This window comes from Pseudomonas sp. A014 (genome assembly GCF_052378495.1).
In the GTDB taxonomy this organism is placed as follows: domain Bacteria; phylum Pseudomonadota; class Gammaproteobacteria; order Pseudomonadales; family Pseudomonadaceae; genus Aquipseudomonas; species Aquipseudomonas machongensis.
Genome location: NZ_CP199001.1, coordinates 98,667 through 119,836, shown reverse-complemented (window position 1 = coordinate 119,836; position 21,170 = coordinate 98,667). Strand labels below are relative to the sequence as shown.

Sequence of the window (21,170 nt, the reverse complement as noted above, 5' to 3'; positions counted from 1 at the left end):
ATTTTATTAAACAACAACAGGGTATCCAGCATGAGCATCGACAGCATCATCGACTTCGCCCAGGTCCTTACCGAAGCCGAGCGCTATCGCCCGGCGGCCGAGAAAATTCTCAAGGGCGAGCCGGACCAGGCGGTTTACAACCACTATTCGAGCCCCTGCGGGCAGTTTGCCGCGGGCGTCTGGGAGGGTGAGGTCGGCCAGTGGACGGTGAATTACACCGAGCACGAGTATTGCGAGATCGTCCAGGGCGTTTCGGTCCTGCGCGACCAGGACGGCGGCGCCAAAACCCTGCGGGCAGGCGACCGTTTCGTCATTCCGGCCGGCTTCAAGGGTACCTGGGAAGTGCTGGAGGCGTGCCGCAAGATCTATGTGATGTTCGAGCAGAAGTGATGGCGACACATATGTAAAGCCTGGCCTGGATGCACGCACCCAAAATGGGTGATGTCCACTTCGGACATTACCCAAGGAGCATCCCGCATGACCATCGACATCCTCTGCCCAGCACGCCACGTGATCGGTACTCGCTACGTTGAAAGCGTGAAGCCCTACATCCTGGAGCTGACCGGCCTGGCCGCGGCCGCAGGCCCGCAGGACATCACCACTCGCGAGATCAGGACCGACCGCGTGATGATCGGCGTCGACGTGCAGGGTTTCATCAATGGCTTGATCATTTCCTGATCCCAGCCATTTGAGTCAGGCATAAAAAAACCCGCCTTCTTGAGAAGGCGGGTTTTTTTGGTTGCCGGATCAATTACTTGATCTTGGCTTCCTTGTACACCACGTGCTTGCGGACGACCGGATCGTATTTCTTGATCTCGATCTTGTCCGGAGTGGTGCGCTTGTTCTTGTCGGTGGTGTAGAAGTGGCCGGTACCGGCACTCGAAACCAGACGGATCAATTCACGCATGATGTTCTCCCTTAAACCTTGGCGCCAGCTTTACGGATGTCGACCAGAACGGCATCGATGCCGCGCTTGTCGATGATACGCATGCCTTTGGCGGAAACGCGCAGACGCACGAAACGATTCTCGGATTCAACCCAGAAACGGTGGTGCTGCAGGTTCGGCAGGAAACGACGACGGGTTTTGTTGTTTGCGTGGGAAATGTTGTTCCCGGTTACCGGACCCTTACCGGTAACTTGACAGACTCTCGACATGCCTCAGCCCTCTAAAACCACATGCCCAACCCGGCATGGGTTGGCCGCTTAATCTCTCAGTCTATGGCGCCAAGGCGCCGTGTTTCCGGGGGTCTTATCGAACCGGCTCAGATGAGCGACAGACCGAGCCCCTAGAAAAGAGCGCTGCTTTATACCAGAAAGGGTCGGCCACAACAACAGAAGATGCACATTCCGATCGGGCCGATCGCGCCCGGCCAGCATAGCGACAAGGCCCGCGCACTGTCGACCGCTCGTCGCCGCGCAGCATAAAAATCAGGTGGTCATTTCCCGACTGGCGCACTAGGGTAGGACGTTTCCGCCTCCAGACTGCACTGGCAGATGGGCCCCTGACCAGCCGAGGATCCACCATGCGCGTCGCCGCCCTTTCCGTTCTATTCACTTCCCTGCTCGCCGCAGGCATCGCCCAGGCAGCTCCGCTGTCGGTGTGCACCGAGGCCAGCCCGGAAGGTTTCGACGTGGTTCAGTACAACTCGCTGACCACCACCAACGCCTCGGCCGATGTGCTGATGAACCGCCTGGTCGAGTTCGACGCGGCCCAGGGCAAGGTGGTGCCGAGCCTTGCACAAAGCTGGACGGTCTCCAAAGACGGCCTGGTCTATGACTTCACGTTGCGCGGCGGCGTGAAGTTCCACAGCACCGACTACTTCAAGCCGACCCGCGAACTGGACGCCGACGACGTGTTGTTCAGCTTCCAGCGCATGCTCTACCCCGCCCATGCCTGGCACAAGACTGCACCTGGCGGTTATCCGCATGCCCAGTCGCTGCAGCTGGGCAACCTGATCAAGTCGATCGACGCGCCCGATCCACAGAGCGTGCGCTTTACCCTCACCCATCCGGACGCGACCTTCCTGGCCACCCTGAGCATGGGCTTCGCCTCGATCTACTCGGCCGAGTATGCCGACAAGCTGCTCAAGGCCGGCACGCCCGAGAAGCTCAATAGCCAGCCCATCGGCACCGGCCCGTTCGTCTTCCAGCGCTTCCAGAAGGACGCCCTGGTGCGTTATCGCGCCAACCCCGACTACTTCGGCGGCAAGCCTGCGGTCGACCCGCTGGTGTTCGCCATCACCACCGACCCGAACGTGCGCCTGCAGAAGCTCAAGCGCAACGAATGCCAGGTAGCCCTGTCGCCCAAGCCACTGGACATCGCCGAAGCCGCGAAGAACGACAAGCTGAAGGTAGCCTCCACCCCGGCCTTCATGACCGCCTTCGTGGCCATCAACAGCGAGCACCCGCCGCTGGACAAACCCGAAGTGCGCCAGGCGATCAACCTCGCCTTCGACAAACCGGCCTACCTCAAGGCCGTGTTCGATGACACCGCCATCGCCGCCAACGGCCCCTACCCGCCCAATACCTGGAGTTACGCCAAGGACCTGCCCGGCTACGCGCTGGACCTGAAGAAGGCCAAGGCGTTGCTGACCAAGGCCGGCCTGGCCGACGGCTTCAGCACCACGATCTGGACCCGGCCGTCGGGCAGCCTGCTCAACCCCAACCCTAGCCTCGGCGCACAAATGCTCCAGGCCGACCTGGCGAAAATCGGCATCAAGGCCGAGATCCGAGTGATCGAGTGGGGCGAGCTGATCCGCCGCGCCAAGGCCGGTGAACATGACCTGCTGTTCATGGGCTGGGCGGGCGACAACGGCGACCCGGACAACTTCCTCAGCCCGCAATTCTCGTGCGCGGCGGTCAAGTCCGGGACCAACTTCGCGCGTTTCTGCGACAGCCGTCTCGACCAGTTGATCAACGCAGGACGCACCACCAACGACCAGAGCGTGCGCAGCCGTCTGTACCAGCAGGCGCAGACGCTGATCCAACAACAGGCGCTGTGGCTGCCGTTGGCCCACCCGACCGCCTCGACCCTGCTGAGCAAGGGCGTCGAGGGCTATCAGGTGAGCCCGTTCGGGCGGGTGGACTTCAGCAAGGTTTCGGTGGAGCGCTGACAGGCACTCGGTGTCGGCCTTTTCGCCGCTGCGATTTACCCGCGAAAAGGCCGGCACTGCCTCCACTACGCCCCGATCCAACCCTGTTCCACCATCGACAACGGCTCGCCATCGCCGACGATCACGTGATCGAGCACACGCACGTCGATCAGCGCCAGCGCCTGCTTCAACGTGCGAGTCAGGTGGACATCGTCCTGGCTCGGCGCGCTGTTGCCCGACGGGTGGTTGTGACAGATGATCAACGCCGCCGCGTTATGCAGCAGCGACCGGCGTACCACTTCACGCGGATAGATGCTGGCCCGGTCTATCGTGCCGCGAAACAGGATCTCGAACGCCACGGGCCGGTGCCGGGTGTCCAGGAACAGGCAGCCGAACACCTCGCAGCGCTCATGGCGCAGCATCGACTTCAGGTAGCGCCGCACCGCCGTAGGGCTTTCCAGCGCCGGCGCGCGTTCGATGGTTTCGTCCAGGTAGCGTCGTCCGATCTCCAGCAGTGCCTGCAATTGCGCGTACTTCACCGGCCCGATGCCCGGCTCGCGCAGCAGCGCGGCGCGGTCGGCCTCGAGAAACGCCCGCAACCCGCCAAAGCGCTTGAGCAGGCTGCGCGCCAGGTCGACCACGTTGCGCCCGGCAACGCCCGAGCCTAACAGCACTGCCAACAACTCCCCATCCGACAACACCTGCGCCCCACGCGCCAGCAACTTCTCCCTCGGCCGCTCGTCCAGCGGCCATTCCCTGATGTTCATACCCCTCCTTGCGTTGTACTGCGGCGCCTTCAAGCCCTGTGTTAATCTATTTCGCCTCGTTAAATGCGACGTTCTGCCGCAGGCAATTTCAAACGTCGCCGCCCGCTTTCACTGGAAAAAGGCAAGCCTATGCAGCGGCTGTATCGCAAGCGCATCGTTCTCGGCGTGGGTGGCGGCATTGCCGCCTACAAGAGCGCCGAGCTGATTCGCCGACTCCTGGAACACGGCGCGCAGGTGCGTGTCGTCATGACCCGCGGGGGCGCCGAGTTCATCACTCCGCTGACCCTGCAGGCGCTCTCCGGCCACCCGGTGCACATGGACCTGCTCGACCCTGCCGCCGAGGCTGCAATGGGTCATATCGAACTGGCCAAGTGGGCCGACCTGGTGCTGATCGCCCCGGCCACTGCCGACCTGATGGCGCGCATGGCCCAGGGCATGGCCGATGACCTGCTGACCACGCTGGTGCTGGCCACCGACGCCACCGTCGCCGTCGCCCCGGCCATGAACCAGGCCATGTGGCGCGACCCGGCCACCCAGGACAACCTCGAGCTGCTCAAGCGCCGTGGCATCCAGGTATTCGGCCCGGCCTCCGGCAGCCAGGCCTGTGGCGACGTCGGCCTGGGCCGCATGCTCGAAGCCACCGATCTTGCCTGGTGCGCCGCCGAGAGCTTCAAGCGCCAGGCCCTGACCGGCAAGCACGTGCTGATCACCGCCGGCCCGACCCAGGAAAACATCGATCCGGTGCGCTACATCACCAATCATAGTTCCGGGAAGATGGGCTTTGCCCTGGCCGAAGCGGCCGCCGAAGCCGGGGCCCGGGTGACCCTCGTCACCGGCCCCGTGCACCTGCAGACCCCCGACCGGGTCAACCGCATCGACGTGGTGAGCGCGCGGGACATGCTCGCGGCCTGTGAAGCAGCCATGCCGTGCGACCTGTTCATCGCCTCGGCAGCGGTCGCGGACTACCGTCCCGAGGTGGTCGCCCCGCAAAAGCTCAAGAAAGACCCTACGACCGGCGACGGCATGCTGCTGCAGATGGTGCGCAATCCGGATATCCTTGCCACCCTCGCTGGCCGTGCCGACCGCCCGTTCAGCGTCGGTTTCGCAGCCGAGACCGAGCACCTGCTCGATTACGCAACGCGCAAGCTCAAGGACAAGAACCTCGACCTGATCGTCGCCAATGATGTGGCCAACCCCAGCATCGGCTTCAACAGCGAGGAAAACGCCCTGACCGTAATCGACCGCCAGCAGCACCAGACCCTCTTCGCGCAGACCAGCAAGGGCAAGATCGCCCGGCAACTGGTCGCCTTCATCGCCGAACGGCTCAATCAGGTTCAATAAGTTCCATGCACGCTCTTCAAGCCAAGATCCTCGACCCACGCCTGGGTACCGAATTCCCCCTGCCGCAATACGCCACCCCCGGCTCCGCTGGCCTGGACCTGCGCGCCCTGCTCAAGGAAGACACCGTCCTCGAGCCGGGCCAGACCCTGCTGATCCCCACCGGCCTGTCGATCTACATCGGCGATCCAGGCCTGGCAGCGATGATCCTGCCGCGCTCGGGCCTTGGTCATAAGCACGGCGTAGTGTTGGGCAACCTGGTCGGCCTGATCGACTCGGACTACCAGGGCGAGCTCATGGTCTCGTGCTGGAACCGCGGCAACACGCCGTTCACCATCAGCATCGGCGAGCGCATCGCCCAGCTGATCCTGGTACCGGTGGTGCAGGCGCATTTCGACATCGTCGAAGCCTTCGACGAAACCCAGCGTGGCAGCGGCGGTTTCGGTCATTCCGGTACCCGCTGAGCCGACCGTCGGGGCCATGGACGGCGAACTCTCGGGGCTATCTACCGTCCAAGCGTTCAGTTTGCGCTTACCCAGAAGCCTTTGACCCCTTGGAGTCCCCAGAGATGAACGACATGGCCCAGCTGGTACCCGCATTGCCAGACAGCATCTTCCGTGCCTATGACATCCGCGGCATCGTCGGCAAGACGCTGCACGCCGAAACCGCCTACTGGATCGGCCGCGCCATCGGCGCCCAGACCCTGGCCCAGGGCGAGCCGAAAATTTCCGTGGGCCGCGACGGCCGCCTGTCCGGTCCGATGCTGGTCGAGCAACTGATCCAGGGCCTGGCCGATGCCGGTTGCCAGGTCAGCGACGTCGGCCTGGTGCCCACCCCCGCGCTGTACTACGCCGCCAATGTGCTGGCCGGTAAGTCAGGCGTGATGCTCACCGGCAGCCATAACCCGTCGGACTACAACGGCTTCAAGATCGTCATCGCCGGCGACACCCTCGCCAACGAGCAGATCCAGGCCCTGCTGACCCGCCTCAAGACCAACGACGTACCGCGCGGCGAAGGCCACGTGGAGAAGGTCGAGATCCTCGAGCGCTACTACCAGCAGATCACCGGCGACGTGAAGCTGTCGAAAAAGCTCAAGGTCGTGGTCGACTGCGGCAACGGCGCCGCCGGGGTGATCGCCCCGCAACTGATCGAGGCCCTCGGCTGCGAGGTGATCCCGCTGTTCTGCGAGGTCGACGGCAACTTCCCCAACCACCACCCGGACCCGGGCAAGCCGGAGAACCTCGAAGACCTGATCGCCAAGGTCAGGGAAACCGGCGCCGACATCGGCCTGGCCTTCGACGGCGACGGTGACCGCGTGGGCGTGGTCACCAACACCGGCAGCATCGTCTACCCCGATCGCCTGCTGATGCTCTTCGCCCAGGACGTGCTGTCGCGCAACCCCGGCGCCGAGATCATCTTCGACGTCAAATGCACCCGTCGCCTGACTCCACTGATCAAAGAGCACGGCGGCCGCGCCCTGATGTGGAAGACCGGTCATTCGTTGATCAAGAAGAAGATGAAACTGACCGGCTCGCTGCTGGCCGGTGAGATGAGCGGACACATCTTCATCAAGGAACGCTGGTACGGTTTCGACGACGGCATCTACAGTGCCGCGCGCCTGCTGGAAATCCTCAGCAAGGCCGACCAGGATGCCGAAAGCCTGTTCGCCGCGTTCCCGAACGATATTTCCACACCGGAAATCAACATCGATGTGACCGACGAGAGTAAATTCAGCATCATTGATGCACTGCAACGCGACGCCGACTGGGGCGAAGCCAACCTGACCACCATCGACGGTGTGCGGGTCGACTACCCACACGGCTGGGGCCTGGTCCGCGCCTCCAACACCACACCGGTGCTGGTGCTGCGCTTCGAGGCCGACAGCGAGGCAGAACTCGACCGTATCAAGGCTGTATTCCGCACGCAGTTGCTGCGGGTCGATCCCGGCCTGCAACTGCCGTTCTGACCGACTATCTGTTCCTCACTGGAGCCCTGCATGACCCTCGATCGCGATGCCGCTTCCCATGTAGCCGAGGTTTTGTCCGAAGCGCTGCCCTACATCCGCCGCTTTGTCGGCAAGACCCTGGTGATCAAGTACGGCGGCAACGCGATGGAGAGCGAAGAGCTCAAGACCGGCTTTGCTCGTGACATCGTGTTGATGAAGGCGGTAGGCATCAATCCGGTGGTCGTGCACGGCGGCGGCCCGCAGATCGGCGACCTGCTCAAGCGCCTGTCGATCGAGAGCCACTTCATCGACGGCATGCGCGTCACCGATTCGGCGACCATGGACGTGGTAGAGATGGTCCTGGGCGGCCAGGTCAACAAGGATATCGTCAACCTGATCAACCGCCACGGCGGCAGCGCCATCGGCCTGACCGGCAAGGATGCGGAGCTGATCCGCGCCAAGAAGCTCACCGTCAGCCGCCAGACCCCAGAGATGACCACCCCGGAAATCATCGACATCGGCCATGTCGGCGAAGTCGTGGGCGTGAACACCGAGCTGCTGAACATGCTGGTCAAGGGCGACTTCATCCCGGTAATCGCGCCGATCGGCGTGGGTGCCAACGGCGAGTCGTACAACATCAACGCTGACCTGGTCGCCGGCAAGGTCGCCGAAGCCCTGAAAGCCGAGAAGCTGATGCTGCTGACCAACATTGCCGGCCTGATGGACAAGCAGGGCCAGGTTCTCACCGGCCTGACCACCGAGCAGGTCAACGAGCTGATCGCCGACGGCACCATCTACGGTGGCATGCTGCCGAAGATCAAGTGCGCACTGGAAGCCGTGCAGGGTGGCGTGAACAGTTCGCACATCATCGATGGCCGCGTACCGAACGCGGTGCTGCTGGAGATCTTCACCGACAGCGGCGTGGGCACCCTGATCACCAATCGCAAGCGTCACTGATGCGTTGATCGCGGGCCCGCTCCTGCAAGACCCGTAGGAGCGGGCTTGCCCGCGAAAAGTACACCGCGGTAATGGCACCGGCCATGTGGGTGTCCGCTGATATTCTGCGCCCCGACAAGCTTGCTCTTCCAAGGATCGCGCAGGCTTGGCCGAACCAGAACAATGAAACATGGCGCAATGCCATTATTTTTCACTGTCCCGCCCTCAACTTTCTCTCTAGGCTGCCGACACAACGTGGCAGAATGCACGCCCGTTGCAAATAGTTGCTATTTACCTGGAGAACTCGCGTGAAATACGCATCACAAGGACTCGTGCTGGCAGCTGCCGTCGCGCTCGGGTCCATCGCCGGCTGCGCTACCGAAACTTCCACCGCTGTGGCCGTACAACAGGTCGAAAGCGTCAGCCGCCCGTACAGCGGCGTGCGTGCACCGATCGCCGTAGGCAAGTTCGACAACCGTTCGAGCTACATGCGCGGCATCTTCTCCGACGGCGTCGACCGCCTCGGCGGCCAGGCCAAGACCATCCTGATCACCCACCTGCAGCAGACCGGCCGTTTCAACGTGCTGGACCGCGACAACATGGGTGAGATCCAGCAGGAAGCCGCAATCAAAGGCCAGGTCCAGCGCCTGAAGGGCGCCGATTTCGTGGTGACGGGCGACGTTACCGAATTCGGCCGCAAGGAAGTCGGTGACCACCAGCTGTTCGGCATCCTCGGTCGCGGCAAGACCCAGATCGCCTACGCCAAGGTCGCGCTGAACATCGTCAACATCAGCACCTCCGAAGTGGTCTATTCGAGCCAGGGCGCCGGCGAATACGCCCTGTCCAACCGTGAAGTCATCGGCTTCGGCGGTACCGCCAGCTACGACTCGACCCTCAACGGCAAGGTTCTCGACCTGGCCATGCGCGAAGCGGTGAACAAGCTGGTCGGCGCTGTCGAAAGCGGCCAGTGGAAGCCGCAAGCACAGTAAGACCCTGCAGCAAGACGACAACGACAAGGAAGCACGTAGATGAGCATCACCCGCTCGGCCTGGCGCACTGGCGCCGGGCTCATGCTGGCCAGCGCCCTGCTGGTCGGTTGCAACTCGCAGAAGCCGCTGTACCAGTGGGAAAGCTACCAGCCGCAAGTGCGCGAATACTTCAACGACCAGTCCAAGGAAGAACAGGTCATCGCCCTGGAACGCGACCTGGAGAAGATCAAGGCCAAGAACGGCGCCGTCCCTCCTGGGTATCACGCGCAACTGGGCCTGCTCTACTCGAGCCTGGGCAAGGACGACCAGATGATCCAACAGTTCCGCACCGAGAAGGCGCTGTTCCCTGAGTCGGCGGCGTACATGGACTTCCTGATGAAGAACGCCACGCAAGGAGCGAAGCAGTGATCAAGCGCCTTACCCAACTGATCGTCGGCGCCTGCGTGCTGGCCCTGTTCGCCGGCTGTGCCGAGCGCAAGACCACCGACTACGCGGCCTTCAAGCAGAGCCGTCCGAAGTCGATCCTGATCGTGCCGCCGCTGAACAACTCACCGGACGTCAAGGCCAGCTACAGCATGCTCGCGCAGGTCACCTACCCCCTGGCCGAAGCCGGTTACTACGTGATGCCGGTGGCGCTGGTCGCCGAGACCTTCCGCCAGAACGGCATGACCACCCCGGCTGACATCCATGAGCTGCCGATGGCCAAGCTGCACGAGATCTTCGGCGCCGATGCGGCGCTGTACGTGACCGTCAGCGACTACGGCACCCGCTACATGGTGCTGAGCAGCGCAACCATCGTGACCGCCAGTGCCAAGCTGGTCGACCTGAAGTCCGGCACCACGCTGTGGACCGGTACTGCATCCGCCTCCAGCGAAGAAGGCCGGCAGAACCAGGGCGGCCTGATCGGCATGCTGATCACTGCGGCAGTGAACCAGGTCATCAGCAGCGTGCAGGAAGACGCCGGTTATCCGATCGCGGGTATCACCAGCGCGCGCCTGCTGTCGCCGAACCCGAACGGCGGGATCCTGTACGGGCCGCGTTCGCCGAAGTACGGCACGGACTAAGCGGCGACTGCTTCGCGGGCAAGCCCGCTCCCACTGGGGGCGGGCTTGCCCGCGAAAAACCCACCGCCGATCCAATGAAAAAGGCGACCCACATGGGTCGCCTTTTTCATTACCGATCCGAGATCAGATCCCGTACTGAGCCCGATAGGCTTCGACCGCCGGCAAGTGCTGCTTGAGCTGAGGGTCGTCAGCCAGGAACTCGAGCACCTGGGTCAGCGAAACGATACTGACCACCGGAATGCCGAAATCACGTTCCACTTCCTGGATCGCCGAGAGCTCGCCATTGCCGCGCTCTTCGCGGTTCAATGCGATCAGCACGCCTGCGGCGTTGGCCTGCTGGCCCTTGATGATCTGCATGACTTCACGGATGGCGGTACCGGCAGTGATCACGTCGTCGATGATCAGCACGTCACCGGCCAGCGGGGAGCCGACCAGGCTGCCGCCCTCGCCGTGGTCCTTGGCTTCCTTGCGGTTGAAGCACCATGGCACGTCGAGCTGATGCTGCTCGGCCAGGGACACCGCCGTGGCCGCTGCCAGCGGGATGCCCTTGTACGCGGGGCCGAACAGCACGTCGAAGGGGATCTTGCTGTCGACGATCGCGGCTGCATAGCAGCGCCCCAGCTGGGCCAGGGCCGATCCGCTGTTGAACAGCCCGGCGTTGAAGAAGTACGGGCTGGTACGCCCCGATTTCAGGGTGAATTCACCGAAGCGCAGAACGCCGCGATCGATGGCAAAACGAATGAAGTCGCGCTGATACGGCTGCATGAAAAGTCCCGGACACCACGGATTTAGCTAAATGAGTTGAGCTCGGGTATCATACACGCACGAGATTTTTGGGGCCATTTATGCGGATCATCAGTGTGAACGTGAATGGCATTCAGGCTGCGGCCGAGCGTGGACTGCTCAGCTGGCTGCAAGCCCAGAATGCCGACGTCATCTGCCTTCAGGATACCCGCGCCTCGGCCTTTGAACTCGACGACCCAGCTTTCCAGCTCGATGGCTATTTCCTTTATGCCTGCGAAGCGGAGGTGCCTGCCCAAGGTGGCGTGGCGCTCTACTCGCGGATGCAGCCCAAGGCAGTCATCACCGGCCTGGGCTTCGAGACGGCCGACCGTTACGGGCGCTACCTGCAAGCAGATTTCGACAAGGTAAGCATCGCCAGCCTGCTGCTGCCTTCGGGAATGAACGGCGACGAAGACTTGAACCAGAAATTCAAGTTGATGGACGACTTCGCCAAGTACCTGGACAAGCAGCGTCGCAAGCGTCGCGAATACATCTATTGCGGCTCGTTCTACGTGGCGCAGCAGAAGCTCGACATCAAGAACTGGCGCGACAGCCAGCAGTCGCCGGGCTTCCTGCCGCCCGAACGCGCCTGGATGGACGCGATCATCGGCGAGATGGGCTATGTCGACGCCCTGCGCGAAGTCAGCCGCGAAGGCGACCAGTACAGCTGGTGGCCGGACAACGAACAGGCCGAGATGCTCAACCTGGGCTATCGCTTCGACTATCAGATCCTCACCCAAGGTCTGCGCCGCTTCGTGCGCAGTGCTCGCCTGCCGCGCCAGCCACGCTTCTCGCAGCACGCGCCGCTGATCGTCGACTACGACTGGACGCTGACCATCTGAAGACCTGCGGGGGCCTTTGATCAGGCCCCCGCATTTCGTTACGGACTCTCCTCCACCTCGCCAGGCAGCTCCTCATCCAGGTGCAGCCAGGGTAGCCGGCTGCCCGTCCAGATATGCCGACTGGCCCTCACCTGTTCTGGCCGGTCCAGCGTCCCCACCGTCACATCGATGCTCAGCGGGCTATGCGTCGTCTCCAGCGCCACATGCGCGCCGCAGTCGCCGCAGAAGAACCGGGTACAACTGGCCGGCGCCACATAGCGCTTCGGCTCGCCCGCCATCCACTGGAAACCCTTGCGCGGCAGGGTAAGCCAGGTCACCACCAGCCCGCCGCTGGCCCGTCGACAGATCGAGCAGTGGCAGTGGGCGACATCCGTCAGATCACCCTCCAGCCGGTAGCGCAAGGCACCGCAATGGCACCCGCCTTCCTGTACGTCATTCATGAAACGACCTCCTGTCGCCTTCATCGAGGCGAAAGCTGGCTGAAAGCTTACCCACCTAGGATAGCGCCACCACCGGCGACAGACCGGCCAGCCAGGGTGTCGGCATTACGTACGAACCCGGCCCAATCAACAACAACAATGGTGATACCGATGTTTTCCTGTGCCCGCCTTCCTGCAGTACCCCTCCCGCTATTCCATGCACAGCGCCTGACGCGCTGATCCGCCCGAATCGTCCGTCCTTTCGCCGCGCCACGCCTGGAGTACCGCCATGCTGACCTTCCTTGGCTTTGCCATGGTCATCACCTTCATGTACCTGATCATGACCAAGCGCCTGTCGGCCTTGATCGCCCTGATCCTGGTACCGATCATTTTCGCCCTGTTCGGCGGCTTCTCCGCCAAGATCGGCCCCATGATGCTCGAAGGCATCAGCAAGCTCGCGCCCACCGGCGTGATGCTGATGTTCGCCATCCTCTACTTCGCCCTGATGATCGACTCCGGCCTGTTCGACCCGGCCGTGCGCAAGATCCTCAAGCTGGTCAAGGGCGACCCGCTGAAAGTCTCGGTCGGCACTGCCGTGCTGGCTTTGGTGGTCTCGCTCGACGGTGACGGCGCCACCACCTACATGATCTGCTGCGCCGCCATGCTGCCGCTGTACAGCCGCCTGGGCATGAGCCCGCGAATCATGGCCGGTTTGATCATCCTCGCCGGTGGCGTGATGAACATGACCCCCTGGGGTGGTCCGACCGCTCGCGCCGCCAGCGCGCTGCATGTAGACCCGTCGGACATCTTCGTGCCGATGATCCCGGCCATGGCCTTCGGTGTGCTGGCGATCCTCGCCATCGCCTACATGTATGGCAAGCGCGAGCGTGCCCGCCTGGGTGAGCTGCACCTGCCGACCGACGACATCGATCACAGCGAAATCAGCGTGTCGCAGTTCCCCGAAGCGCGCCGCCCCAAGCTGATCTGGTTCAACGGCGCCCTGACCGCTGCCCTGATGGTCGCGCTGATCTCCGGCGTGCTGCCGCTGCCGGTGCTGTTCATGATCGCCTTCAGTATCGCCATGATCGTCAACTACCCCTGCCTGCAGCAGCAGAAGGACCGCATCGCAGCCCACGCCGGTAGCGTGCTGGCCGTGACCGGGCTGATCTTCGCCGCCGGTATCTTCACCGGCATTCTGTCCGGCACCGGCATGGTCGAGGCCATGTCCAAGAGCTTGCTGGCGGTGATCCCGGATGCGCTCGGCCCGTACCTGGCGGCCATCACCGCGATCGTCAGCATGCCGTTCACCTTCTTCATGTCCAATGACGCCTTCTACTACGGCGTGCTGCCGGTACTGGCCGAAGCCGCCAGCCACTACGGCATCACCCCGGTGGAAATGGCCCGTGCGTCGATCGTCGGACAACCGGTACACCTGCTCAGCCCACTGGTACCCTCCACCTACCTGCTGGTAGCCCTGGCGGGGATCGAATTCGGCGATCACCAGCGCTTCACCCTCAAGTGGGCAGTTCTGGTGTGCCTGTGCATAATGCTCGCCGCCTTGCTCATGGGAGTTTTCCCACTGATCAGTAGTCTGTAAGACAAGAGCACCACCCCACCGCGACGCGCCCGCTCTCCCGGGCGCGTCGCCTTCATCGTTCGAAGGAATACACATGGAATGGCTGACCAGCCCGGAAATCTGGGTTGCCTTTTTCACCCTGACCGCACTCGAGATCGTGCTCGGGATCGACAACATCATCATGATCTCGATCCTGGTCAGCCGCATGCCCAAGCACATGCAGCCACGCACGCGGATCTTCGGCCTGGCGCTGGCGATGGTCACCCGGATCATGCTGCTGCTCTCGATCACCTGGGTAATGCGCCTGACCGACGACCTGTTCGTGGTGTTTGGCGAGGGCATTTCGGGCCGCGACCTGATCCTGTTCTTCGGTGGCCTGTTCCTGCTGTGGAAAAGCTCCCAGGAGATCTACCACGGCCTCGAGGGTGAGGAGGAAAGCAGCGACGAACCCAAAGGCGCTGGCGGCAAGTTCTTCTACACCATCATCCAGATCGCCATCATCGACATCGTGTTCTCGCTGGACTCGGTGATCACCGCGGTGGGCATGGTCTCGCACGTGCCGGTGATGATCGCCGCGATCATCGTCGCCGTGCTGGTGATGATGCTTTGCGCCGGCACCATCAGCGACTTCATCGACAAGCACCCGTCGCTGAAGATGCTCGCGCTGTCGTTCCTGATCGTGGTCGGTACCGTGCTGATTGCCGAGTCCTTCGACGTGCACGTGCCGAAGGGCTATGTGTACTTCGCCATGGCGTTCTCGCTGGCGGTGGAAGCGATCAACATCCGCATGCGTACTGCAATGGCGCGCAAGGAAGGCAAGGAGCATGATCCGGTGAAACTGCGCAAGGACATTCCGGGTCAGTAAGTACCGGACGTCACTGAAAAGGCCCTCCGGGGCCTTTTTCGTTTGTCTGTACTGGCATTGAAACACCCAACATGCTTGTGACAGAAATGTTTCAAATAAATGCACGCCATGCCAAGCTGGCGACAACCGCGCAAAACAACTAAAGCTTCAGTGAGCACTGAATACAACGCCCACCCCCGGGCCAGGCTCACGGCTTCACCCATTGGCCCCGCACTGGGGCGTCGGTAAAAGGGGGCCTCGAACATGCTCACCCTGCTCAACCTGCTTTCCGCCGTGGCGCTGCTCGTCTGGGGCACGCACATCGTGCGCACCGGCATTCTTCGGGTTTACGGCTCGAACCTGCGCCGCGTGCTCAGCCAGAACATGGACCGTCGCGCGCTGGCCTTCATTGCCGGCATCGTCGTCACCGCCGTGGTGCAGAGCAGCAACGCCACCGCCATGCTGGTCACTTCCTTCGTCGGCCAAGGCCTGATGGCCATGACCCCTGCCCTGGCGATCATGCTCGGTGCCGACGTGGGTACTGCGCTGATGGCGCGGGTGCTGACCTTCGACCTGTCGTGGCTGTCGCCGTTGCTGGTGTTCGTCGGGGTGATCTTCTTCCTGTCGCGCAAGCAGACGCGCCTCGGCCAGATGGGCCGGGTGGCCATTGGCTTGGGCCTGATCATCCTGGCACTTGAACTGATCGTGCAGGCTGCTGCGCCGATCACCCATGCACAGGGTGTGAAAGTGCTGTTCGCCTCGCTGACCGGCGATATCCTGCTCGACGCCCTGGTCGGCGCCCTGTTCGCCATGATCACCTACTCCAGCCTCGCTGCCGTGCTGCTCACCGCGACCCTGGCCGGTGCCGAGGTGATCAGCCTGCCGGTGGCCATCGGCCTGGTGGTCGGCGCCAACATCGGCAGTGGAATGCTGGCCTTCATCAGCGCCCGCATGCAGAACGCTGCCGGGCGTCGCGTGGCCCTGGGTAGCCTCCTGTACAAGCTGATCGGCCTGCTGCTGATCATTCCGGTGCTGCACCCGCTGGTGGACTGGATGGACTCGCTGAGTTTCAGCCCGCAAGAGCTGGTGATCGGCTTCCATTTGCTTTACAACACCCTGCGTTGCCTGGTCATGCTGCCCACGGTCAAACCGATGGGGCGCCTGTGCACCACCCTGCTACCCGAACGCGAAGTCGCCAACGGCCAGGTCAAGCCCCGGCACCTCGACGCCTCGGCGCTGGAAACCCCCAGCCTGGCATTGGCCAACGCAGCCCGCGAGACCCTGCGCCTGGGCGACATCGTCGACAGCCTGCTCGAGGCCATGCTCGGCGCCCTGCGCGGCAGCCAGACCGCGCTGCCACAACAGACCCGCGCCCTGGGCGAGGACGCCGAGGCCCTGTACAGCGCCATCAAGCTGTACCTGGCGCAGATGTCACGCGAGGACCTGAGCGAGCAGGACAACCGGCGCTGGGCCGAGATCATCGAACTGTCGATCAATCTCAAGCTGGCCAGCGACCTGATCGAGCGCATGCTGCGCAAGGTGCAGCAGCAGAAGACCTCACAACGCCGGGAGTTCTCCCAGGTCGGCCTGGAAGAACTGACGGGCCTTCAGGAGCAACTGCTGGCCAACCTGCGCCTTGGCCTGTCGGTGTTCCTCAGCGCCGATCCTGAGAGCGCACGTCTGCTGCTGCGCGAGAAACGCCGCTTCCGCGCCCAGGAACGGCGCCTGGCCCACGCCCATGTCAGCCGCCTGCAACGCAAGGTGGTGCAGAGTATCGAGACCAGTTCGCTACACTTGGAGCTGATCGCCGACATGAAGCGGTTGAACTCTTTGTTCTGCAGCAGTGCCTATGTGGTACTGGGCGGCGCGGACACCGGCGGGCTTTTGCTCGACAGCGTGCCGGACGACGCCCGCCTGTCCTGAACCCCGCACACCTGGAGACCGGCCCGGAAGCCCGCCCATGCGTTGCCTGACCTTCGTTTGCCTGATCCTCTGCAGCCTGCCCTCGTTCGCCCTCGACCGCTCGCGGGTCGAAGGCTATCTGTTGCCCAACGGCCTGCAGGTGATTCTCAAGTCGGGGTACGAACGCGACCATGTGTCGATCCGCCTGGTGGTCGGCGTGGGCCTCGACGACTTCGAGTGCAACCAGCGCGAATTGCCGCACCTGCTCGAACACCTGCTGTTCAGCGGCATCGACGAGACCGGCGAAGGCGGCCTGGAAGAGCGCCTGCAGGCGCTGGGCGGGGAGTGGAACGCCTTCACCAGCGCCGCCGATACCACCTTCGTCATCGAGGCGCCGGCACGCAACCAGCGCAAGGTGCTCGACCTGCTGCTGGCGGCGGTGCGGGACACGAAGATCGATGCCAAGGCCCTGGCCACCGCCAAGAAAATCATCGAGCGCGAGGACGGCGGCCATTACGGCCACCTGCAGCGCTGGCTGGACCGCCAGGACATCGGCCACCCGGCCAGCGACCAACTTGCCGTGGAGCTGGGGCTCAAATGCCCGGAGCGCTCGGATATCGACGGCATGACCCTCAAACAGGTGCAGGCCATGCGCGAGCATTGGTACGCCGCCAACAACATGAGCCTGATCGTCGTCGGTGGCCTCGACCGCCTGCTGCCGGCCTATCTGGAGCGTACCTACGGCGAGCTGCCAGCCACCGAGCCAGGCGAGCGGCGCAACCTCGACAGCATCAGCCAGCAGGCCGAGCAACGCCGCGACCTGACCCGTGGCTGGCTGGGCGACACTGCCAGGCTGCACTGGCTGTTCATCGAGCCGGTACTCGACAGCAATCACGACCAGACCCTCGAACTGCTCTCGCGCTACCTCGACTGGGCTGCGTACGATCAACTGCGATTGCGCCACGGCCTGGCCTACGGGCCCTCGGTGCGGCGTGAAAGTTTTGGCGACAGTGGCATGCTCAGCTTCAACGCCGATCTCGAGCGCCAAGACATCGACGAAGCGGTTAAGGTGCTGCAGGACTTGTTCGAGCACCTGCGCAAGCACGGCCTGGATGCAGACACCTTTGCCCGCCTCAAGGAGGCTGCGATTGCCCGCGAAAGCTGGACCACCCAGGGCAACAGCGCACTGGCCGACTATTACTGGGGCGCGCTGAACGACTACGATGACGGCCGTTTCACAGACCCGATCGGCAAACTGCGCAAGGTCAGCCTGAAGGAGGCCAACGAGGCGCTGCGGTCGTTGCTCAAGGAGCCTGGCTACCTGCGCATCGAGAAGCCACTGCTGGGCTATGACGAGCTGTACGGGTTGGTGGCGCTGGGGTTGGGGCTGATACTCGCCATCGGGCTGATCCGCAAAAGGCGCCAGCCGGCGGATCGCCCCAGCGGCGCTACACGCGACAGCTGATTCGGCGGTATCCTGTGTCGGCCTCTTCGCGGGCAAGTCGCAACGGCGAACCGCCGCTCCCACAGGCATCCCGCAGGCTTCAGCATCACCGGCTACTTGTGGGAGCGGGCTTGCCCGCGAAGAGGCCAGAACAGTCACCCCTTATCGCTGCCCATCCCCATGCCTCCCATACCCCACATCGTCCAACGCATCATCGAACTGCTCAAACGCTACCCCGGGGTCATCGCCCTTGGCGGCTTCCTGTCCGGCATTGGCAGTTTCATCCTGGTCGACCGCCAGGCCGGCCTCGCCAGTTGGATCGCCGTGCTGATGCTGATCAGCTGGGTCTGGCTGATGCTCGAGAACACCCTGACTGGACTGTTCGCACGCACGTTCAAGCGCGAAATCCCGCAGCCACTTTTGCGTTACGCCACACAGATGATCCACCAGGAAAGTCTGTTCTTCGTCCTGCCGTTCTTCTTCATCACCACCACCTGGAACAGCGGCCAGCTGGTGTTCACCGGCTTGCTCGGCGCAGCCGGGCTGATCTCCATCGTCGATCCGCTGTACTACAAATGGCTGGCGCCGCGGCGCTGGCTGTTCATGGCGCTGCACACCCTGACCCTGTTCGCCGCGTTGCTTACGGCGCTGCCGATCATCCTGCACCTGACCACCGCACAGAGCTTCAAGCTGGCGCTGATCGCGGCCATGGCGCTGTCATTCCCGAGCCTGGCCAGCAGTTTCCCGATCAACAACTGGCGCCGCGCCGTCGCGCTGGTACTGGTGACCCTGACCGTGGGCGGCGGCGGTTGGCTGCTGCGCTCATGGGTGCCCCCGGCGACCCTGTGGATGACCGAAGTGGCAGTGACCACCGAGCTGCAGGACCGCCAGCCCGGCGAGTCGCTGGACGAGATCGCCGCCAGCCGCATTCGCAGCGCAGGGCTGTACGCCTATACCGCAATCAACGCCCCGCGCGGGCTGAACGAGCGGATCTATCACGTGTGGCAGCAGGACGGTAAAGAGGTCGACCGCATCGCCCTGGACATCCACGGTGGGCGCAAGGAAGGCTACCGGGCCTGGACCCACAAGCAGAACTTCCCGCCCAACCCGGTGGGCAAGTGGCAGGTGCGGGTGCTGACCGAGGATGGCCAGGTGATCGGCGTGCTGCGCTTCAAGGTGGTCGAGGATGTACCGGCGGGGTGAAGCTTCATCATCGCGTCGCCTTCATCGCCGTTGCGACTTGCCCCGCGATTGAAGCCACCGCCGCTGCAACAGGCTATGATCTGACCCACCGCCGTCGTGCAGAGTCAGAAGCATGGAGCCCAGCGCCACCCTCGACACCCGCCAGCACCCCGCGCGCCTGCTGATCGCCGGCGACTGGACCCTGGCCCACTACACCAGCCTCAAGCGCGACAGCGAGCGCCTGCGCGACCAGTACGGTGCCGACACGATCGCCGACCTCAGCCAGCTTGGGCGCCTGGACACCGCCGGTGCCTCGCTGCTGGCCGAGTTACTGGGCGCCGAGCGCCTGTCGCACTGCACCGACGAGCTCCCCGAGGCCAGCCGAGCCTTGCTCAGGACGGTGTATGGCTCGGTGCAGGACTACTGCATCCCGATCAAGGAAGCCGAACAACCGGTCCTGCTGCAATTGCTCGCACGCATCGGCTGCGCCGTCGACACGCTCTGGCAGGACACCCGGCAACTACTCGGTTTCGTCGGCCTGATCCTCGCCACCCTCGCCACTCGGCTCCTGCAACCACACAAGTGGCGGGTCACCCCGGTGGTCGCGCACATCGAGCAGACAGGCCTGGACGCCGCGCCCATCGTCGCCTTGCTGACCTTCCTGGTCGGCGCCGTAGTGGCCTTTCTCGGGGCCACGGTGCTGGCCGATTTCGGTGCGACGGTCTTTACCGTCGACCTGGTGGCCTTCTCGTTCCTGCGCGAATTCGCCGTGCTGCTCACCGCGATCCTGATGGCCGGGCGCACAGCCAGCGCCTTCACCGCGCAGCTCGGCTCGATGAAGGCCAACGAGGAGATCGACGCCATCCGCACCCTGGGCCTGAACCCCATCGAACTGCTGGTGGTGCCGCGGGTCCTGGCGCTGCTGATCGCCTTGCCGCTGCTGACCTTCGTCGCCATGGTCTGCGGCATCGTCGGCGGCGCGGTGGTCTGTGCGCTGTCGCTGGACATCCCGCCGGCCATGTTCCTCTCGCTGCTGCAGAGCGACATCGGCGTGCAGCACTTCCTGGTCGGCCTGCTCAAGGCGCCGTTCTTCGCCTTCCTGATCGCCGCCATCGGCTGCCTGGAAGGTTTCAAGGTCAGTGGCAGCGCCGAGTCGGTCGGGACCCACACTACCTCGGCGGTGGTGCAGTCGATCTTCGTGGTCATCGTGCTGGATGCGGTAGCTGCGCTGTTCTTCATGGAGATGGGCTGGTGAGTGGCACACGTGAAGCGGTGATCGAAGCCCGTGGCCTGTGCAACCGTTTCGGTAGTCAGAGCGTGCACGAGCAGCTCGACCTGGACCTGTACCGCGGCGAGATCCTCGCCGTGGTCGGCGGTTCGGGGAGCGGCAAGTCGGTGCTGCTGCGCAGCATCGTGGGCCTGCGTCGGCCCAACGAGGGCAGGGTGAAGGTGTTCGGCCAGGACTTGGCCACGCTGAACGACGACCAACGCTCGCAGGTGGAACGGCGCTTCGGTGTGCTGTTCCAGAAGGGCGCGTTGTTCTCGTCACTGACCGTCACCGAGAACGTCGCGCTGCCGTTGATCGAGCATGCCGGGCTGTCACGCGCCGACGCCGAACACCTGGCCGGGGTCAAGCTGGCGCTGGCGGGGCTGCCGATCAGCGCCGCCGACAAGTACCCGGCCTCGCTGTCCGGCGGCATGATCAAGCGCGCGGCCCTGGCCCGCGCTCTGGCACTGGACCCGGACATCCTGTTCCTCGACGAACCCACCGCAGGCCTGGACCCGATCGGCGCAGCGGCATTCGACCAACTGATCCTGACCCTGCGCGACGCCCTCGGGCTTTCGGTGTTCCTCATCACCCACGACCTGGACACCCTCTACACCATCACCGACCGGGTGGCGGTGCTGTCGCAGAAGAGGGTACTGGTCGCAGGCCCGCTGGCCGAGGTCGAACGCACCGACGATCCCTGGATTCACGAATACTTTCACGGCCCGCGCGGACGTGCAGCCGAACAGGCAGCCGCAAGCGCGGGACAGGAGCACTGAC

At 63.7% G+C, this 21,170-nt stretch carries 22 protein-coding genes and 1 pseudogene; 18 read left to right on the top strand and 5 right to left on the bottom strand.

All coding sequences use genetic code 11. The features are described from left to right. The first annotated feature begins 30 nt into the window (after positions 1-30). Positions 31-390: a cupin domain-containing protein gene (locus ACTYOL_RS00600; protein ID WP_054894117.1), complete on the top strand. Its 360-nt coding sequence runs from the start codon at positions 31-33 to the stop codon at positions 388-390. Positions 391-477: 87 nt separating this feature from the next. After that, positions 478-678, top strand: coding sequence for a hypothetical protein (locus ACTYOL_RS00595; protein WP_054894118.1), 201 nt, complete (start codon positions 478-480; stop codon positions 676-678). A 73-nt stretch (positions 679-751) separates the two neighbouring features. On the opposite strand, the gene rpmG is transcribed toward ACTYOL_RS00595, so the two are convergent. Together rpmG and rpmB are read right to left on the bottom strand one after the other, a co-directional pair. Continuing rightward, positions 752-907 (bottom strand): 50S ribosomal protein L33, encoded by a 156-nt coding sequence (rpmG, locus tag ACTYOL_RS00590; protein ID WP_003253507.1) that lies wholly within the window; start codon positions 905-907, stop codon positions 752-754. Between the two features lie 11 nt (positions 908-918). Then, positions 919-1,155 (bottom strand): 50S ribosomal protein L28, encoded by a 237-nt coding sequence (gene rpmB, locus ACTYOL_RS00585; protein ID WP_054894119.1) that lies wholly within the window; start codon positions 1,153-1,155, stop codon positions 919-921. Positions 1,156-1,523: 368 nt separating this feature from the next. Between rpmB and ACTYOL_RS00580 the strand changes: the two genes are divergently transcribed. Then, positions 1,524-3,113: an ABC transporter substrate-binding protein gene (locus tag ACTYOL_RS00580; RefSeq protein ID WP_153772892.1), complete on the top strand. Its 1,590-nt coding sequence runs from the start codon at positions 1,524-1,526 to the stop codon at positions 3,111-3,113. Between the two features lie 65 nt (positions 3,114-3,178). On the opposite strand, the gene radC is transcribed toward ACTYOL_RS00580, so the two are convergent. After that, a complete protein-coding gene (gene radC, locus ACTYOL_RS00575; RefSeq protein WP_153772893.1) occupies positions 3,179-3,859 on the bottom strand; it encodes a RadC family protein in 681 nt (226 codons plus the stop codon). A gap of 129 nt (positions 3,860-3,988) precedes the next feature. Between radC and coaBC the strand changes: the two genes are divergently transcribed. From coaBC to ACTYOL_RS00540, 7 genes and pseudogenes are all read left to right on the top strand, one after another. After that, entirely contained in the window at positions 3,989-5,200 is a 1,212-nt protein-coding gene (gene coaBC, locus ACTYOL_RS00570) for a bifunctional phosphopantothenoylcysteine decarboxylase/phosphopantothenate--cysteine ligase CoaBC (RefSeq protein ID WP_054894122.1), read from the top strand. A 5-nt stretch (positions 5,201-5,205) separates the two neighbouring features. Beyond that, positions 5,206-5,661 (top strand): dUTP diphosphatase, encoded by a 456-nt coding sequence (gene dut / locus ACTYOL_RS00565; RefSeq protein WP_063542034.1) that lies wholly within the window; start codon positions 5,206-5,208, stop codon positions 5,659-5,661. A gap of 128 nt (positions 5,662-5,789) precedes the next feature. Further along, positions 5,790-7,163, top strand: a pseudogene (locus ACTYOL_RS00560) (phosphomannomutase/phosphoglucomutase); the annotation flags it as partial. 30 nt (positions 7,164-7,193) lie between these two features. Next, a complete protein-coding gene (argB, locus tag ACTYOL_RS00555) occupies positions 7,194-8,099 on the top strand; it encodes an acetylglutamate kinase (RefSeq protein ID WP_063542032.1) in 906 nt (301 codons plus the stop codon). A gap of 287 nt (positions 8,100-8,386) precedes the next feature. Beyond that, positions 8,387-9,067 carry a CsgG/HfaB family protein gene (locus tag ACTYOL_RS00550; RefSeq protein ID WP_054926178.1) on the top strand — a complete coding sequence of 227 codons (681 nt, stop codon included), beginning with the start codon at positions 8,387-8,389 and terminating at the stop codon, positions 9,065-9,067. Positions 9,068-9,106: 39 nt separating this feature from the next. Beyond that, a complete protein-coding gene (locus tag ACTYOL_RS00545; protein ID WP_153772895.1) occupies positions 9,107-9,475 on the top strand; it encodes a DUF4810 domain-containing protein in 369 nt (122 codons plus the stop codon). Between the two features lie 17 nt (positions 9,476-9,492). Beyond that, entirely contained in the window at positions 9,493-10,131 is a 639-nt protein-coding gene (locus ACTYOL_RS00540) for a DUF799 domain-containing protein (protein ID WP_232233654.1), read from the top strand. 123 nt (positions 10,132-10,254) lie between these two features. Here ACTYOL_RS00540 and pyrE read toward each other — a convergent pair whose 3' ends face one another. Further along, entirely contained in the window at positions 10,255-10,896 is a 642-nt protein-coding gene (pyrE, locus tag ACTYOL_RS00535; protein WP_153772896.1) for an orotate phosphoribosyltransferase, read from the bottom strand. Between the two features lie 80 nt (positions 10,897-10,976). Here pyrE and ACTYOL_RS00530 point away from each other — a divergent pair, with 80 nt between their 5' ends. Next, positions 10,977-11,756: an exodeoxyribonuclease III gene (locus tag ACTYOL_RS00530; RefSeq protein WP_054893329.1), complete on the top strand. Its 780-nt coding sequence runs from the start codon at positions 10,977-10,979 to the stop codon at positions 11,754-11,756. Positions 11,757-11,794: 38 nt separating this feature from the next. On the opposite strand, the gene ACTYOL_RS00525 is transcribed toward ACTYOL_RS00530, so the two are convergent. Next, a complete protein-coding gene (locus ACTYOL_RS00525) occupies positions 11,795-12,196 on the bottom strand; it encodes a GFA family protein (protein ID WP_153772897.1) in 402 nt (133 codons plus the stop codon). 268 nt (positions 12,197-12,464) lie between these two features. Between ACTYOL_RS00525 and ACTYOL_RS00520 the strand changes: the two genes are divergently transcribed. From ACTYOL_RS00520 to ACTYOL_RS00490, 7 genes are all read left to right on the top strand, one after another. Next, positions 12,465-13,772 (top strand): CitMHS family transporter, encoded by a 1,308-nt coding sequence (locus ACTYOL_RS00520; RefSeq protein ID WP_054893331.1) that lies wholly within the window; start codon positions 12,465-12,467, stop codon positions 13,770-13,772. 73 nt (positions 13,773-13,845) lie between these two features. Next, positions 13,846-14,616: a TerC family protein gene (locus tag ACTYOL_RS00515; RefSeq protein ID WP_054893332.1), complete on the top strand. Its 771-nt coding sequence runs from the start codon at positions 13,846-13,848 to the stop codon at positions 14,614-14,616. Between the two features lie 243 nt (positions 14,617-14,859). Continuing rightward, entirely contained in the window at positions 14,860-16,518 is a 1,659-nt protein-coding gene (locus tag ACTYOL_RS00510) for a Na/Pi cotransporter family protein (protein WP_054893333.1), read from the top strand. Positions 16,519-16,555: 37 nt separating this feature from the next. Continuing rightward, positions 16,556-17,962: a M16 family metallopeptidase gene (locus tag ACTYOL_RS00505; protein WP_444757402.1), complete on the top strand. Its 1,407-nt coding sequence runs from the start codon at positions 16,556-16,558 to the stop codon at positions 17,960-17,962. Positions 17,963-18,121: 159 nt separating this feature from the next. Beyond that, a complete protein-coding gene (locus ACTYOL_RS00500) occupies positions 18,122-19,144 on the top strand; it encodes a DUF5924 family protein (protein WP_065864710.1) in 1,023 nt (340 codons plus the stop codon). A 112-nt stretch (positions 19,145-19,256) separates the two neighbouring features. Continuing rightward, a complete protein-coding gene (locus tag ACTYOL_RS00495) occupies positions 19,257-20,378 on the top strand; it encodes an ABC transporter permease (protein ID WP_444757401.1) in 1,122 nt (373 codons plus the stop codon). Then, positions 20,375-21,169 carry an ABC transporter ATP-binding protein gene (locus ACTYOL_RS00490; RefSeq protein WP_197893393.1) on the top strand — a complete coding sequence of 265 codons (795 nt, stop codon included), beginning with the start codon at positions 20,375-20,377 and terminating at the stop codon, positions 21,167-21,169. Before ACTYOL_RS00495 ends, ACTYOL_RS00490 begins: the two co-directional genes overlap by 4 nt. Position 21,170 lies beyond the last annotated feature (1 nt).

Coding starts and splice junctions, on each gene's coding strand:
- ACTYOL_RS00600 (WP_054894117.1), top strand. CDS start 31: ATGAGCATCGACAGCATCATCGACTTCGCCCAGGTCCTTACCGAAGCC.
- radC (WP_153772893.1), bottom strand. CDS start 3,859: ATGAACATCAGGGAATGGCCGCTGGACGAGCGGCCGAGGGAGAAGTTG.
- ACTYOL_RS00495 (WP_444757401.1), top strand. CDS start 19,257: ATGGAGCCCAGCGCCACCCTCGACACCCGCCAGCACCCCGCGCGCCTG.
- ACTYOL_RS00515 (WP_054893332.1), top strand. CDS start 13,846: ATGGAATGGCTGACCAGCCCGGAAATCTGGGTTGCCTTTTTCACCCTG.
- dut (WP_063542034.1), top strand. CDS start 5,206: ATGCACGCTCTTCAAGCCAAGATCCTCGACCCACGCCTGGGTACCGAA.
- pyrE (WP_153772896.1), bottom strand. CDS start 10,896: ATGCAGCCGTATCAGCGCGACTTCATTCGTTTTGCCATCGATCGCGGC.
- ACTYOL_RS00580 (WP_153772892.1), top strand. CDS start 1,524: ATGCGCGTCGCCGCCCTTTCCGTTCTATTCACTTCCCTGCTCGCCGCA.
- ACTYOL_RS00510 (WP_054893333.1), top strand. CDS start 14,860: ATGCTCACCCTGCTCAACCTGCTTTCCGCCGTGGCGCTGCTCGTCTGG.
- ACTYOL_RS00595 (WP_054894118.1), top strand. CDS start 478: ATGACCATCGACATCCTCTGCCCAGCACGCCACGTGATCGGTACTCGC.
- ACTYOL_RS00525 (WP_153772897.1), bottom strand. CDS start 12,196: ATGAATGACGTACAGGAAGGCGGGTGCCATTGCGGTGCCTTGCGCTAC.
- coaBC (WP_054894122.1), top strand. CDS start 3,989: ATGCAGCGGCTGTATCGCAAGCGCATCGTTCTCGGCGTGGGTGGCGGC.
- ACTYOL_RS00500 (WP_065864710.1), top strand. CDS start 18,122: ATGCCTCCCATACCCCACATCGTCCAACGCATCATCGAACTGCTCAAA.
- rpmG (WP_003253507.1), bottom strand. CDS start 907: ATGCGTGAATTGATCCGTCTGGTTTCGAGTGCCGGTACCGGCCACTTC.
- ACTYOL_RS00505 (WP_444757402.1), top strand. CDS start 16,556: ATGCGTTGCCTGACCTTCGTTTGCCTGATCCTCTGCAGCCTGCCCTCG.
- ACTYOL_RS00530 (WP_054893329.1), top strand. CDS start 10,977: ATGCGGATCATCAGTGTGAACGTGAATGGCATTCAGGCTGCGGCCGAG.
- ACTYOL_RS00545 (WP_153772895.1), top strand. CDS start 9,107: ATGAGCATCACCCGCTCGGCCTGGCGCACTGGCGCCGGGCTCATGCTG.
- ACTYOL_RS00520 (WP_054893331.1), top strand. CDS start 12,465: ATGCTGACCTTCCTTGGCTTTGCCATGGTCATCACCTTCATGTACCTG.
- argB (WP_063542032.1), top strand. CDS start 7,194: ATGACCCTCGATCGCGATGCCGCTTCCCATGTAGCCGAGGTTTTGTCC.
- rpmB (WP_054894119.1), bottom strand. CDS start 1,155: ATGTCGAGAGTCTGTCAAGTTACCGGTAAGGGTCCGGTAACCGGGAAC.